Origin of the sequence: Haloplanus sp. GCM10025708 (assembly GCF_042663985.1) — an archaeon.
Lineage (GTDB): Archaea > Halobacteriota > Halobacteria > Halobacteriales > Haloferacaceae > Salinirarus > Salinirarus marinus.
Genome location: NZ_JBHSZA010000011.1, coordinates 1,974,959 through 1,988,028, shown reverse-complemented (window position 1 = coordinate 1,988,028; position 13,070 = coordinate 1,974,959). Strand labels below are relative to the sequence as shown.

The window sequence follows — 13,070 nt, the reverse complement described above, 5'->3', positions numbered from 1 at the left end:
CGCCCTCGATGCCTCGTGATCGGCGCCGCTCAGAACCTGTCGCCGACATAGAAGTCGATCACTACGGGCGGATATCAGAACTGTCGGTTAAAATTTGGGATACGAACGGACGGTGTTGTTGAGATTGCGTATTCTCTGAGAGGGAAGCGGCTGTGGACGTTTCGAAAGCCCCGACTCGCTGGGGCCGGGCTTTCGAGGTGACTTCAACAGCGCCGAAGTACTACCTCACACGCTTATTTCGACACTATCCCCGCGGTTGGCCAACGGTTTTTGTAGTCACCGCGCGAGTGGCTGACAGATGTCCGTTCCTGTCCCGGCGGTGGCGCTACAGACGGCGACGCCGACGCCCGGCGTCGGCCCCGAGCAGCTCGTCGACTACTGGCCGACCCTCGTCCGCACCGGGTGGTTTTTCGCCGGCTTTCTCGCCGTTTCCCTCGTCGGCTGGTTCGTCGTCGCTCCGGTGGTGTCGCGGACGGTCCGGCGGCGCAACCGCAACAATCCGACGATCCAGGAGGCCGTCACGCGATACCTCCGCGTCGCCGTCCTCCTCGTCGCCTTCTTCGCCGGCGCGGGAACGGCCGGCTACGGGCAGTTTCTGGGCGACTCCGCGCTCGTCATCGCCGCCGGCACGCTCGCCATCGGCGTCGCCGGACAGACGGTCATCGGCTCGCTCGTCAGCGGACTGGTGCTCGTCGTCGACCCCGAGTTCAACGTCGGCAACTACATCGAGTGGAGCGACGGCGAGGGGACCATCCAGCCGATCACGCTCCGTGTCACTCGCGTCGTGACGCCGAACGGCGAACTCGTCACGGTGCCGAACACGACGCTCACGGGACAGGCCATCACCCGCCCGTACGGCCGGGGTCGGTACCGCGTCGTCGAACGCGTCGGCATCGCCTACGAGGCGGACGCGGAGGCGGCGGTCGACCACCTCCGGGCGGCGGCCGAACGGCTCGACGACGTCGCGGCGGAACCGACGCCGAAAGCCTACGTCGACGAGTTCGGCTCCGATTCGGTCGTCGTCCGCGTCCACTACTGGATCGCGAACCCGCGACAGCGGGACGTGTTCGGAATCCGATCGGCGTACGCACAGGCGGTGAAGGCGCGCCTCGAAGACGCGGACATCACCATCAGCCCGGCCTCGAAACGCGACCTCCAGGGCCGGATCACGGTCGACGAAGCCGCCTGAGTCGCCCCGGCGCGACGCCCTCAGTCGACGACGAGCCGTCGTTTCTCGCCGACGGCCTCCGCCTCGGGGAAGTCGCCGCCGCCGAGGAGCCCCCGTGCGGCGCGCTTGCCCCACTCGACGGCCGGCTGGGTGAACGCGTCGACGCCCGCGAGTTCGCCATAGAGGACGCAGGCCGCCTCCATCCCGTATAGGAGTTCTCCGACGCCGCGCTCGTCCACCCGGTCGAGTTCGACGCGCACGTTCGGGACGCCCGCGGCGGCGAGGCTGGCCTCCGTCGCCTCGAACTCCGCGTCGAGGAGCTCGCCGAGGCTCCCCCGCCGAGATAGCCCAGGCCGTCGAGGTCCGTCTCCGGGATGGCCCGGTCCTCGCGTTCCCGCGGGCGGACGAGCGTCACCAGCTTGTCGCGGGGACCGGCGCGGTAGAGCTGGAGCTGTGAGTGCTGGTCCGTCGCGCCGAGGGCGCGGGCGGGCGTCTGTCCCAGTCCGTCCTTGCCCAGACTTTCGGCCCAGAGTTGGGCGAACCACTCGGCGAACTCCTCCAGCGACTCGGCGTAGGGCATCATCGCGTTGACCGCCGCGCCGCGCTGGGCGAGGGCGTAACAGGCCGCGCCGTAGGCGTAGGCGGGCGACTCGAACAGCGACCCCGAGAGGCGGTCGGCCTCGTCGCCCGCCCCCGCGAGGACGGCGTCGAGGTCGTGGCCCTGGATCGCGGCGACGGCGAGTCCGACGGTCGAGAGCGCCGAGAACCGCCCGGGGACGCCCTCGGGGACGTCGAGCGCGGGGAGGTCGTGTCTCTCGGCGAGCGCGCGGAGGTTCCCCTCGGAGCCGGTCGTGACGAACGTGCGGTCGGTCCAGCCGACGCCCGCGCGGTCCATCGCGTCGCGGACGACGAGGAAGTTCGCGAGCGTCTCGGCCGTCGTCCCCGACCGGGAGACGACGTTGACCGCCGTCTCGTCGAGGGGGAGGTCGTCGAGCAGTCCCGTGACGCGTTCGGGATCGACGTTGTCGAGGAAGTAGGCGTCCGCGTCGTCGTCGCCGCCGAGGGCGGCGGCGATGGTGGCCGCGCCGAGGGCGCTCCCGCCGATGCCGACGGTCAGGACGGCTTCGGAGTCGGCGAAGGGGTCGACCGCCGCGCGGACGGCGTCGGGGTCGGCCGTCTCCGGGAGGTTCAACGCGGCGTAGCCGTGGTCGTCGTTCGCGCGTCCGGCCTCGATTCGGTCGTGGGCGTCGGCGACGTGGGCGTCGAGTCGCGCGAGTGCGTCGCGCGAGACGCCGGGCGTCGTCTCGAGGGCGTTTCCGAGGTCGACGTACATGAGAGAACGCCCGGCGTGGGGGCGTAAAACCGTTGCCGTCCGGCATCGGGGAGTTTAATCGGCGCGGCGGACAACGGCCGACGATGGCCGACTATCGCGGCGTCTTCGGCGCGTTCCCCTACGCCTTCCGAGCGAGCGACTCCGTTCTCTTCCGCTCGTACGTCGTCGTGAGCGCCCTCGTCGCCGCCCTCGTCGCCGCCCTTTTCGGCCTGGCGCTGGTCGTCCTCGTCGGACGGACGGCGGGCACGGTGGGCGGGTCGCTCACGCTCTCGCGGGCGTTCTACGTCCTCCTCGCCCTCCTCGTCGTCGCGCCCGTCGTCGCGCCGACGCTGTTCGTCGCCCGACGCCACCGCCGCGGCGAGGCCCGCGACGACGCCTACGACGCCGCCCTCGCCCTCTCGGGCTACCTGTTTCTCGCGTCGCTGTACGTCGGCCTCGTCGCCACCGTCCCCGAGGCCCAGCAGACGACGCCGGCGGGCGCGCTCGCGCCGGCCGTTCGGGCGCTGTACGGACTGCCGGCCGTCGCCGGCGCGGTGCCGCCGCTTACCTGTGCGCTGGTGATCTACCTCGTCCACCGGGCGCTCCGGTGACGCGACGAACGCGAAACCCCGAAACCCCTCGGCCGCCTACGACACAGCATGACCGACAAGAAGGAAGGAACCTTTCTCGTGACGGCCGCCGACGAGGAGTCGGCCGTCCTCAAGGACGTCGAATCCGGGCAGGTACACACGCTGTCGTCGAATCCGGGCGTCGAACGCAACGACGCCGTCGAGGGCGTCGTCGCGCCCGACCCGCCGCTCGAACTCTCGTGGCAACTCGTGGAGGTCGACGATCGGTGGTCGCTCGTCGTCGAGGAGAGCGCCGAGTCGCCGACGTCGTTCGTCCGCGACGTCGCGGCCGACCAGGCCGTCGGCGAACTCGCGCGCGAGGAGCGAGCGGGCACCGGCGAGATCCACGTCCTGACCGTTCCCGAAGGCGAGACGGACGAGGTGGTGGCCGACGTCGTCGACGACGAGGCGACCTACGCGCGGGCGGCCCGGCCAGGCGTCGCGCGCGTCGAGATCCGGTCGGCACCGGGGGTCGTGAGCGTCCGGTATATGCCGTGACTTCACTCCGGTCCGGCGGCGCTCTGGACGCGCCAGCCGCCCTCCACCGACGCCTCGCGTTCGGCGAACTCGATAGCCGTCTCCGGCCCGATCCGCGGCGGGCCGTCGACCGACTCGACGCGTAGCGGGACGTCGAGCGTGTCCCCACAACAGCCGACGTCGACGAACTCGCTCCACACGTCGCCGGCGGCGACCTCGTCGTGGACGCGGCGGAGATACGTTCGGAAGCGGTCCGTCGTCACCTGCCGTCGTCCCCAGTCGCTCAGTTCGTCGGGGTAGGAGACGACGACGCGCGTCGCGGTGTCCATACCGGGGGTACGGCGTACAGACACATAGCTGTCGGGCCGGAGACGAGTCGAACGCCGTTGGCGGGGGATTCATCCGCGCCGCGGGCGACGGGCCGACCATGCACGAGAGCGACGAGTACGAAGAGGAGTTCACCACGACGCGAGACGAACTCGCGGCGCTTTTGGCCGACCTCGCGACGGAGGTTCGGGCGGGTCGGGTCGAACTGAAACACTCGGCCATCACGATTCCCGACGAAGTCGACGTCGAACTCGAATACGAAGCCGACGACGGCGAATTCGAACTGGAAGTGACGTGGGACGAAGAGGGGGCGAAGACGAAAGAGAGGACGATGAGGGGGTGAGGACGAGGACGAGGCCGAAGAAGCGGACGAGGACGGGGCCGAAGAAGCGGACGAAGACGGCGAATAAAGAAGAAGGCTTATTCAGTGGGGAAGTGGACCTGCGAGCATGGTAGCGTTCGAAGTACCGGAGATCGACTACTCCCGGTACACGAATCGCCAACTCGCGGCCGTTCCACTCGCCGTTCTCGCCGTTGCTCTCGTCGTCGTCGGCGGGTGGTACGTCGCGACTGGCGCGCCGGTACAGCCAGGCGTGGATTTCACCGGCGGGGCTGAGTTGCGCGTCGCCGTCGACGCACCGGACGGACAGGCGCGCGAGCAGATTCGCTCGGCGTTCTCGCCGACGCCCGAGACCATCCGCTCGGTTCCGTCGGACAACACCTACATTCTGACGTTCCAGACGGACGGCGGGAACGTCGACCTCGGCGCACTCGAACAGCAGGCGCGCGACGCCGGCTTTCAGGTGGAGTCGAGTTACGAGGTGTCCGCGAGCTTCGGCGCGCAGACGCAGCGACTCGCCTTCGGCGGCGTCGTCTTCGCGTTCCTCGGGATGAGTCTGGTCGTCTTCGGGATGTTCCGGACGTTCGTTCCCTCCGTCGCCGTCGTCATCTCGGCGTTCTCCGACATCGTCATCCCCGTCGCGTTGATGAACGTCTTCGGCATCGAACTCTCGCTGGGGACGGTGGCGGCGCTGTTGATGATCATCGGTTACAGCGTCGACTCCGACATCCTGCTCAACAACCACATCCTGCGTCGCTCCGGGGCTTCTACGAGTCGGTCTACCGGGCGATGCGGACCGGTGTCACCATGACGCTCACGTCGCTGTCGGCGATGATCGTCATGACCATCGTGGCGACCCTGTTCGGCATCCAGTTGCTGGCCTCCATCGGGACGGTGCTGGTGTTCGGGCTCGCGGCGGACCTCATGAACACCTACATGCTCAATCTGAGCCTGCTCCGCTGGTACAAGTACGAGGGGGTCAAGCGATGAGTCTCCGGGAGAACTGGCGCATCCTGTTGCTCGTCGTCGTCCTCCTCGCGAGTTCGTTCGCGCTGTTCTCGCCGACGGTCGGCGGGGACAGCGGCCAGGCACCGCCGCCGAGGGGCCGACGAACCTGCGCTACGGGCTCCAGCTCTCGGGCGGGACGCGGATTCGCGCCCCGCTCGTCGGCGTCACGGCCGAAGACGTCGACTTCGGCGGGACACAGCCGCCGGAAGTCGAACAGGCCGTCGCCGAACAGCTGGAGAACGCCACCGTCGCGGACGTGACCGCACGGACCTACCAGAACGCGCCGAGCGCGGTCGAAGTCACCGCGGGGAACGTCACGACACAGGAACTCGGGGACGCGCTCTCGGCGGCGGGCTACTCCTACGACTCCGGGTCGCTCCGCGAGGGCGTGACCGAACAGACTCGTCAGCAGACGGTTCAGGTCCTCTCGAACAAGATCAACGAGGCCGGCCTCCAGGGCGGGACGGTCCAGCAGATCTCCACCTCGACGGGCGACCACTTCATCCTCATCGAGGTGCCCGACGAGAACCGTCAGCGCGTCCTCGAGCTGGTGAATCAGCGCGGGAGCGTCCGCGTCGACGTCTACTACCCCACGGACGGCGGCTACGAACAGCAGACCGTCCTCGAACGCGAGGACTTCCAGAGCATCGGGACGGCCCAGCAGGGCCAGGAAGGCCAACAGCCGAACGTCCCCGTCGTCATCAAAGAGAGCGTCGCGCCCGAACTCCAGGAGACGCTCGTCCGGACGGGCGTCGCCAAACAGGGCGGTTCGCAGTGCACGTACGCGGAGAACCCCAACTCGACGGACGCCTGTATGCTGCTGGTCGTCGACGGGGAGGTCGTCAACGCCTTCGGGATGAGTTCGGGACTGGCGTCCGGTATGCGGAGCGGCGAGTGGGCGCAGGACCCCCGGTTCGTCCTCCAGACGCGCAACTTCTCCGAAGCACGCGAGGTGGCCATCAACCTCCGTGCGGGTGCGCTCCCGGCGAAACTCGACCTCGGCCCGGGCGGCGAGGGAACGTCCTCGTACGTCTCCCCCGGACAGGGTGAGAGCTTCAAGTTCGACTCGCTCATCACCGGGATCATCTCCGTGATCGCCGTCTCGATCGTCGTCTTCATCCGCTACGGCCAGGTCCGCGTCGCCGCGCCCATGGTCGTGACGGCGCTCTCGGAGGTCGTCGTCTTGCTCGGGTTCGCCGCCGGTATCGGCTATCCGCTCGACCTGTCGGTCATCGCGGGCTTCATCGCGGTCATCGGAACGGGGGTGGACGACCTCATCATCATCGCCGACGAGGTGATGGCCCAGGGCGACGTCTCCAGCCACCGCGTCTTCCAGTCGCGCTTCCGGAAGGCGTTCTGGGTCATCGGCGTCGCCGCCGCGACGACCATCATCGCCATGAGTCCGCTGGCGGTCCTCTCGCTGGGCGACCTGCAGGGCTTCGCCATCTTCACCATCCTCGGCGTCCTCGTCGGCGTGTTGCTGACGCGCCCCGCCTACGGCGACATCCTCCGGTCGCTCATGACCAGTCGCTGACGGCTGACGGGAGCCGCTTCCGTCGCCGACACCCGCTTCCGTCGCCGACGCCACGACGTCTCTCGTCTGCGCGCCCTAGAACTCCGAGAGCGAGGACTGTTCGGCCGCGTCGAGCAGGTCGGCACAGGTCCCCCACGACGTCCGCGCACAGTCCGGCAACGCTCCCGTCTCGCGGACGAACTCGCGGAGGAACTTCCGGGTCGCGGGATCGCTCGGATAGCCGCTCCCGACGTCGCCGTAGTCGTCGGCGAGTGCGTCGATCCGGGCGTCGCGCTCGACTTTGGCGACGACGCTCGCCGCGCCCACGAGTTCGAAGCGTTCGTCCGCTCCGTGTTCGGCGTCGACGCCGACATCGACGCCGCGGTCGGCGACGAACTCGCGGACGCGACGGGCGAACCGCGCCTCGTTCACGTCGCCAGCGTCGACGACGACGGCGTCGCCCCGGCCGGCGATAGACGCGATAGCCCGCGCCTGCGCCTCGACGGTCAGCGAGTTCATGTCGGTCGCCGGGTCGTCGATCCGGTCGGTCGGAACGACGGCTACGCCGACGTCGACGCCGCTCGCGTCTCGGAGCGACGCCGCGAGCGACTCTCGACGCGACGGCGAGAGGCGCTTCGAGTCGTCGACGCCGGCGGGGAGGGCGTCGGGGGTCGCCCGCACCGCCGCGGCGATCATCGGTCCCAGAACCGGCCCTTTCCCCGCCTCGTCCGCCCCGACGCGGTACATGCCGTGTCGGATTCGCCGGCGGCCCTAAAGCCGTTTCGTCACCGATCGGTTCGGTCGTCTCAGTCGTCGCCGGGCGCGACGAGCGTGGGGTATTCCGTCTCCTCCTCGTCCTCGTCCGCCGCCGATCCCTCGTCGCGTCGGCGTTCGTACTCGTCGATCCAGCCGGCCGCCCCGTAGTAGTGGCACACGGTAACTCACCACGCGACGCTACGAGTCGGTTCGCCAAAACGATTGTGCGGCGCGACGGGGTGACGGGTGTGGCCGGCGGTGCGCCGACTCGGATCGGAGCGCGTCACATACATACCGGTCGGCGTCGTACGGGTCCCACGATGACCACCGCGAAAGCGACGTTCGGCGGGGGCTGTTTCTGGTGTACGGAAGCCGCGATGAAGGAGTTGGAGGGAGTGCGGTCGGTGACGGCCGGCTACGCCGGCGGGGAGACCGAAGACCCAACCTACCGGGAGGTCTGTAGCGGAACGACCGGACACGCCGAAGTCGTACAGGTCGCGTTCGACCCCGAGGAGATAACCTACGAGGAGCTGCTGGAGGTGTTTTTCGCCACGCACGACCCGACGCAACTCAACCGCCAGGGTCCGGACGTGGGGTCGCAGTACCGCTCTGTCGTCCTCTATCACGACGAGGAACAGAAACGGCAGACGGAGGCGTACGTCGAGGCGCTGGAGTCGGAGTACGAGGACGAGGTGGTGACCGAGATAGCGGAACTGGAGACGTTCTATCCGGCCGAGGAGCACCACCAAGATTACTTCGAGAAAAACCCCGACGACGCCTACTGTCGGATGCACGCGCGGCCGAAAGTGGAGAAAGTGCGGGCGAAGTTCGAGAGCCTCCTGAAGGAAGCCTGATTATCTGAAAAACGCCTCGCGTTCGAACGGTTCGTCCTCGCCTTCGACGGCCAGCACGTCGAGGGCGGTGACCGTCGCCTCGGTGCCGAGGAGGTCGGCGAGGCTCGGACTCGTTCGGCCCTCGTCGCCCGAGACGAGCTCTTTGATGTAGAGGCCGCCAGCGCCGTGGATTTCGACGACTGCGTGGCGGGCGTCGGTGAGTTCGGCCGCGGCTTCGTACACCTCGCGCGTGCGAGTGAGGCTCGCCCGCCGGTGGTCGACGCGGTTGGGCGTGTACTGTTCGACCGTCGCGCCGTCGAGTTCGGCGACGGCGTCGGCGAGGGCGTCCTCGGCCACGTCGTCGCCGAACTCCACCTCGGCGCGGTAGGTCTTGCTCGCGTCGAGTCCCTTCACCCGTTCGACCATGTCGTGGGTGGCCAGACGGAGTCCCTCCACCTCGGCTTTCCCGTCGGCGAAGGCGTTGACGTCGGCCTCAGGCGGTCGATGTCGACGTTCCGGCGGCGCGGCTCTTTCACCTCGACGACGAACGGGCGGCCGGTGCCGAGCATCCGGGCGTCGACGTCCTCGCGGCCCGCGCCGTGGAAGACGGCGTCGATGCCGTCCATCACGTCCTCGATTAGGGGCGCGACGAGCTGTTCGACGCTCTCTTCGTAGAGGTAGCCCGTCCCGCCGCAGTGGTCGCAGGGCTCGCGCCCCTGCCGGCCCGAGCCGTGACACTCGCGGCAGGGCCACTCGGTCTGTGGGATGTCGCGTTCGAGTTTCCGGTAGCGGCCGTAGACGAACGCCGAATTGACCGACGTCTCGACCCGGTCGTCCGACAGGTCGAGGACGAACTGCACGTCCGGGCGTTCGAAGTCGACGTCGACGTCGGCGAGGTCGCCGATGCGCTTGCCGACTTCGCGGTTGAACTCCATCTTGAACGGTTCGCCGGCGTCTTCGTCGAGGCCGGCGTCCTCGCGCAGGAGGCGTTCGTTCTCCTCGACCAGCGGCGGCGTCCGGGTGCCGACCTGATAGGTGTCGTACTCGACGCCGTCGACGCTCTCGACGGCGCGTTCGGCCCACTCGTCGAACGACGTGCAGCGGCCCTCACAGACCCAGCAGTCGGCGGCATCGACCGGGTCGTAGGGCTCGTCGTCGTCGAGGGCGAGGGCGACGCGGAGCGCCTGCCCCCGTTCGGCGTTGGTCAGCCCGAAACTCCGGTCGGCGAAGACGCGCCCGAGACAGGCGTCGCAGACGGGGCCGGCGTCCGCGACGGGGCGAGCGTCGTCGAGAATGCTCATGTCGGGTGACAGGCGCGGAGCGCGTAACTGTCTTGCCTTTCCGGTCAGCCGAATCGGCCGACGAGCCACAGGCCGGCGACCGCGAGGGCGACGGCGACCGCGAGGAACGCGAGGAAGGCGACGACGGCCACGCGACGGAGGTAGCGCCGATCCAGCGCGGCCGCCGCCGGCGCGTCCAGGCGGTCTTCGACGAGGCGGACCGACCGGAGGTTCGCCTTCCAGTAGGCGTCGAAGACGTCGCCGACGACCGGGACGGACCCGACGACGGAATCGACGCCGAGGACGAACAGGATCCGAAACAGCGTCGCCCGGGGGACGTCGGCGGTGACCGCGACGGCGACGACGTACGCCGCGAGGGCGGTCCCCGGCAGATTACCGACGATCGGGAAGAGGCCGAGTATCGGGTCGATGCCGATCCGGGCGCGCGTGTAGGGGACCCGGATCGAGGCGTCGAAGAGGTGACTCAACGCCCGCAGGCGGTCGAGATGCGCCGCCGCGTCGGGCGAGAGGGTCACGTCGGGCGGACCGGTCGCGTCGCCGTCGACCGACTCCCCGGAGCGTCGCAGGTCGGACACGACGCGTCGTACGACGGGCCGGGACTTCAGTCTCCGGTGTCGCGGGCAGGACCCACGGATCGGGCGTCAGTCGTCGTTCCGGATCGCCTCCGTCGATTCGTCCTCGTCGGTCGAAATCGGGTCGCGTTCGTCCGCGCTGAAGCCCTCGGACTGCTCCATGCGTTTCTCGGCTTCGGGGTCGAAGCGCGCCTCGATGTCCTGGTATCGGCTGACGAACGAGAGTTCGTGGTGGCTCTCGGTCGGGTGGTCGAGATACGTCCCTTCGAGGTCGAACTGCCCCCGTTCGTCGTTCTCGGCGAGGTTCTGGAAGTCCTCGTAGACGGCGTGTGCGCCGGAGTGCAAGCCGGCGAGCGTGATGAAGATGTAGCTGTAGCCGAGGTCGCCGAGCTCGGCGAACGTCAGCGGATTCTCTTCTTCGGACCAGGCGAACGACGAGGAGTAGTTGAACGCGAGATCGAGGTCGGGGTGGGTCTCGTGGATGGTCTCGGCGTAGTCGACGGCGTCCTCCCGACTCGGATCGGGCATCTCGGGCCAGACCAGATCGACGCCGGCGTCGGCGTAGATGCGCCCGCGTTCGAGATGTTCCTCCCAGTCGCCGTTCGAGGAGCCGTAGGCGTCCGTCCGGGCGATGATGACGGTGTTTTCGTCCTGTTTGGCGTCGACGGCCGCCTCGAACCGCGCCCGGGCGTCCTCGCGGGAGACGATCTGCTTGCCCGCGATGTGGCCACAGCGCTTGGGCGTCGTCTGGTCCTCGATGTGGACGGCGGCGACGCCGGCTTTCTCGTATTCGCGGACGGCGCGGCGGACGTTGTGGACGCCGCCGTAGCCGGTGTCGCAGTCGGCGACGACGGGCAGGTTCGTCGCCTCGACGATGCGTTTGGCGTTCTCGACCATCTCGGTCATCGTAACCATCTCCAGGTCGGGGAAGCCGAACTGGCCGAGCACGGTCGAGTAGCCGCTCATGTAGACGGCGTCGTGGCCGGTCATCTCGGCCAGTCGTGCGTCGAGGGCGTGATAGAGGCCGGGAGCGAAGACGAACTCCTGTGCGTCGAGTCGCTCGCGGAACTCCTCTGCGGCGTGGTTCGTAACGTCGCGCGTGAAGACGTCGGTGTCGAGGGATTCGGGATTCATCGGTCGGAGAGAGTGGCTTCGATTCGGTCGAGCCGAGTTCGCAACGCGGCGAGCTCGTCGCGGACGTCGTCGGTTCGGTCGTCCCCGAGGTAGGGAACGACGGGCGCTTCGATTTCGTGTTCGACGTCGAGTTCGCGGTCAGCGTATCGGTCGGTGTCTGTCATCTGTTGTGGTGGGTTCGCGTGGTAGTCGGTCGCCGGTGCCCCTGTCGCGGGTCGCGAACGCGTGTACTGACATCGGTGCGTTCGGGTGGTTTCGGGGATCGTAGAAAAACATTATGATAAATAATGATAATAGTCTTTAATGAGAAATACGGCGATTAAACGCCCTTATTTGAGGCGTGGTCACAGGCGACGTGGAGAGATACGTATCGCTATGTAGCCGTCTGACGGCTCCCGAGGAAACGTGGGGGAACCGTTCCCAAACGCCCGCGTGATGTCGGTACGTACCCCTATTATAAGCGGCTTTTAGGGGATACGGGAATCGTACGGGTGATGACGCAAGACCGAGAGCGTCTGTCTGAGGTAGCATCGCGGCGTAAGTTCCTCGCCCTGTCGGGGGCGTCGGCATCGCGGGTCTCGCGGGATGTAGCGGAAACAGCGGCGACGACGGCGGGAGCGAAGAGACGGCCCAGTCGACGCCGACGGCGTCCGAACAGACCGAAGCATCGCAGGGTCAGACCGAGACCGAGCAGTCGAGTTCGTCGTCCACCGCAATGCTCACCGCGGAGGGGTCATCGACGGTCTACCCCATCTCGAACAAGGGCAGCTCCTACTGGAACTCCAACGCGCCGCCGAGCGACGGCGAGTACTGGGGTGCCAACGACGAGACGTCCGTCCCCGGCTGGGACGAGATTCAGACGGATGAGCGCCTCGCCGACTACTTCGCCGGCCTCTACGGCTTCGAAGCCACCGGCGAGCAGGCCAACCCGCCGTTCGCGGTGACGGTCGGCCTGAGCCACTCCGGGACGGGCTGTAAGTCCGTCCGCGACGGCCTCGTCGACATCGGCAACTCCTCCGGCCCCATCACGGCCGAACTCGGCATCAGCGAGTCCAAGGCCAAAGAGCAGTTCGTCGACCACGTCGTCGGCCGCGACGGCCAACCGGTCGTCGTCAGCAAGGACGTCTACGACGCCGGCGTGACCCAGCTCACCGGCGAGCAGATCAAGAAAATCTACCAGGACGAGATCACCAACTGGAACGAGGTCGGCGGTCCGGACCAGGAAATCTACGTCGTCGGCCGCGCGGAAGGCTCCGGGACGGACACCTCGTTCCGCCTCAACATGCTCGGTAGCGCCGACGCCCCGATGCCGGGCGTCGACACCCGCCTCGGACAGAACCAGCAGGTCGCCCAGACCGTCGCCCAGAACGACGGTGCCATCGCCTACATGGCGCTCGCGTTCACGAGCGAGCAGGTCCTCCCCGTCGCCATCGACTTCCAGGGAACGGTCTACGAGCCCGACAAGGACGCGAGCAACACCATCTACGACAGCGACTACCCGCTCAACCGCGACCTCCACATGTACACGAAGAAGACGGACGAGAACCCGGAGGGCGTCGACAAGCGCGAAGCCGCGTTCATCAACATGTTCCTGACGGAGTTCGGCCAGAAGGTGTTCGTCGAGGACAACAACTACATTCCGCTCCCGACGAAGGACATCGAGGCAGAGCGAGAGAAACTGCCGCCGCAGGCGTAAGTCG

At 67.9% G+C, this 13,070-nt stretch carries 11 protein-coding genes and 5 pseudogenes; 8 read left to right on the top strand and 8 right to left on the bottom strand.

Annotation, left to right across the window (positions count from 1 at the left end; all coding sequences use genetic code 11):
• The first annotated feature begins 298 nt into the window (after positions 1 to 298).
• Positions 299 to 1,189 carry a mechanosensitive ion channel family protein gene (locus tag ACFQJD_RS14280; RefSeq protein ID WP_379799106.1) on the top strand — a complete coding sequence of 297 codons (891 nt, stop codon included), beginning with the start codon at positions 299 to 301 and terminating at the stop codon, positions 1,187 to 1,189.
• Positions 1,190 to 1,209: 20 nt separating this feature from the next.
• On the opposite strand, the pseudogene ACFQJD_RS14275 reads toward ACFQJD_RS14280, so the two are convergent.
• Positions 1,210 to 2,501: pseudogene (locus ACFQJD_RS14275) on the bottom strand (glucose-6-phosphate isomerase).
• Between the two features lie 83 nt (positions 2,502 to 2,584).
• On the opposite strand from ACFQJD_RS14275, the gene ACFQJD_RS14270 reads away from it, so the two are divergent.
• Both ACFQJD_RS14270 and ACFQJD_RS14265 read left to right on the top strand, forming a co-directional pair.
• A complete protein-coding gene (locus ACFQJD_RS14270; protein WP_379799104.1) occupies positions 2,585 to 3,091 on the top strand; it encodes a hypothetical protein in 507 nt (168 codons plus the stop codon).
• Between the two features lie 48 nt (positions 3,092 to 3,139).
• On the top strand, positions 3,140 to 3,607 hold the full coding sequence (locus ACFQJD_RS14265) for a DUF5812 family protein (RefSeq protein WP_379799102.1): 468 nt from the start codon (positions 3,140 to 3,142) through the stop codon (positions 3,605 to 3,607).
• A gap of 2 nt (positions 3,608 to 3,609) precedes the next feature.
• Here the strand turns inward: ACFQJD_RS14265 and ACFQJD_RS14260 are convergent, their stop codons facing one another.
• Positions 3,610 to 3,915 carry a hypothetical protein gene (locus ACFQJD_RS14260; protein WP_379799100.1) on the bottom strand — a complete coding sequence of 102 codons (306 nt, stop codon included), beginning with the start codon at positions 3,913 to 3,915 and terminating at the stop codon, positions 3,610 to 3,612.
• 98 nt (positions 3,916 to 4,013) lie between these two features.
• Between ACFQJD_RS14260 and ACFQJD_RS14255 the strand changes: the two genes are divergently transcribed.
• From ACFQJD_RS14255 to ACFQJD_RS14245, 3 genes and pseudogenes are all read left to right on the top strand, one after another.
• Entirely contained in the window at positions 4,014 to 4,256 is a 243-nt protein-coding gene (locus tag ACFQJD_RS14255; protein WP_379799098.1) for an amphi-Trp domain-containing protein, read from the top strand.
• A gap of 106 nt (positions 4,257 to 4,362) precedes the next feature.
• Positions 4,363 to 5,243 (top strand): annotated as a pseudogene (gene secF / locus ACFQJD_RS14250) (protein translocase subunit SecF).
• Positions 5,240 to 6,795: pseudogene (locus ACFQJD_RS14245) on the top strand (preprotein translocase subunit SecD). The pseudogenes secF and ACFQJD_RS14245 overlap by 4 nt, the downstream one beginning before the upstream one ends.
• Before the next feature lie 75 nt (positions 6,796 to 6,870).
• Here the strand turns inward: ACFQJD_RS14245 and rnhB are convergent.
• Both rnhB and ACFQJD_RS14235 read right to left on the bottom strand, forming a co-directional pair.
• Positions 6,871 to 7,521 carry a ribonuclease HII gene (rnhB, locus tag ACFQJD_RS14240; RefSeq protein WP_379799096.1) on the bottom strand — a complete coding sequence of 217 codons (651 nt, stop codon included), beginning with the start codon at positions 7,519 to 7,521 and terminating at the stop codon, positions 6,871 to 6,873.
• Between the two features lie 59 nt (positions 7,522 to 7,580).
• Positions 7,581 to 7,709, bottom strand: coding sequence for a hypothetical protein (locus ACFQJD_RS14235; protein ID WP_379799094.1), 129 nt, complete (start codon positions 7,707 to 7,709; stop codon positions 7,581 to 7,583).
• A gap of 141 nt (positions 7,710 to 7,850) precedes the next feature.
• On the opposite strand from ACFQJD_RS14235, the gene msrA reads away from it, so the two are divergent.
• Positions 7,851 to 8,384 (top strand): peptide-methionine (S)-S-oxide reductase MsrA, encoded by a 534-nt coding sequence (gene msrA, locus ACFQJD_RS14230; protein WP_379799092.1) that lies wholly within the window; start codon positions 7,851 to 7,853, stop codon positions 8,382 to 8,384.
• Here the strand turns inward: msrA and ACFQJD_RS14225 are convergent.
• The 4 genes and pseudogenes from ACFQJD_RS14225 to ACFQJD_RS14210 all read right to left on the bottom strand — a co-directional run bounded on the left by ACFQJD_RS14225 (position 8,385) and on the right by ACFQJD_RS14210 (position 11,534).
• Positions 8,385 to 9,664, bottom strand: a pseudogene (locus ACFQJD_RS14225) (tRNA pseudouridine(54/55) synthase Pus10).
• Positions 9,665 to 9,708: 44 nt separating this feature from the next.
• Positions 9,709 to 10,239 (bottom strand): DUF4112 domain-containing protein, encoded by a 531-nt coding sequence (locus ACFQJD_RS14220; protein ID WP_379799090.1) that lies wholly within the window; start codon positions 10,237 to 10,239, stop codon positions 9,709 to 9,711.
• Between the two features lie 66 nt (positions 10,240 to 10,305).
• Positions 10,306 to 11,370, bottom strand: coding sequence for an isocitrate lyase (gene aceA, locus ACFQJD_RS14215; protein ID WP_379799088.1), 1,065 nt, complete (start codon positions 11,368 to 11,370; stop codon positions 10,306 to 10,308).
• Positions 11,367 to 11,534 (bottom strand): hypothetical protein, encoded by a 168-nt coding sequence (locus ACFQJD_RS14210; RefSeq protein ID WP_379799087.1) that lies wholly within the window; start codon positions 11,532 to 11,534, stop codon positions 11,367 to 11,369. The genes aceA and ACFQJD_RS14210 overlap by 4 nt, the downstream gene beginning before the upstream one ends.
• Positions 11,535 to 11,864: 330 nt before the next feature.
• Between ACFQJD_RS14210 and ACFQJD_RS14205 the strand changes: the two are divergent.
• A pseudogene (locus ACFQJD_RS14205) lies at positions 11,865 to 13,066 on the top strand (PstS family phosphate ABC transporter substrate-binding protein).
• Positions 13,067 to 13,070 lie beyond the last annotated feature (4 nt).

Excerpts from the sequence above, each read along its gene's own strand:
- ACFQJD_RS14280 (WP_379799106.1), top strand. The coding sequence starts at position 299 with ATGTCCGTTCCTGTCCCGGCGGTGGCGCTACAGACGGCGACGCCGACG.
- ACFQJD_RS14270 (WP_379799104.1), top strand. The coding sequence starts at position 2,585 with ATGGCCGACTATCGCGGCGTCTTCGGCGCGTTCCCCTACGCCTTCCGA.
- ACFQJD_RS14265 (WP_379799102.1), top strand. The coding sequence starts at position 3,140 with ATGACCGACAAGAAGGAAGGAACCTTTCTCGTGACGGCCGCCGACGAG.
- ACFQJD_RS14260 (WP_379799100.1), bottom strand. The coding sequence starts at position 3,915 with ATGGACACCGCGACGCGCGTCGTCGTCTCCTACCCCGACGAACTGAGC.
- ACFQJD_RS14255 (WP_379799098.1), top strand. The coding sequence starts at position 4,014 with ATGCACGAGAGCGACGAGTACGAAGAGGAGTTCACCACGACGCGAGAC.
- rnhB (WP_379799096.1), bottom strand. The coding sequence starts at position 7,521 with ATGTACCGCGTCGGGGCGGACGAGGCGGGGAAAGGGCCGGTTCTGGGA.
- msrA (WP_379799092.1), top strand. The coding sequence starts at position 7,851 with ATGACCACCGCGAAAGCGACGTTCGGCGGGGGCTGTTTCTGGTGTACG.
- aceA (WP_379799088.1), bottom strand. The coding sequence starts at position 11,370 with ATGAATCCCGAATCCCTCGACACCGACGTCTTCACGCGCGACGTTACG.
- ACFQJD_RS14210 (WP_379799087.1), bottom strand. The coding sequence starts at position 11,534 with ATGACAGACACCGACCGATACGCTGACCGCGAACTCGACGTCGAACAC.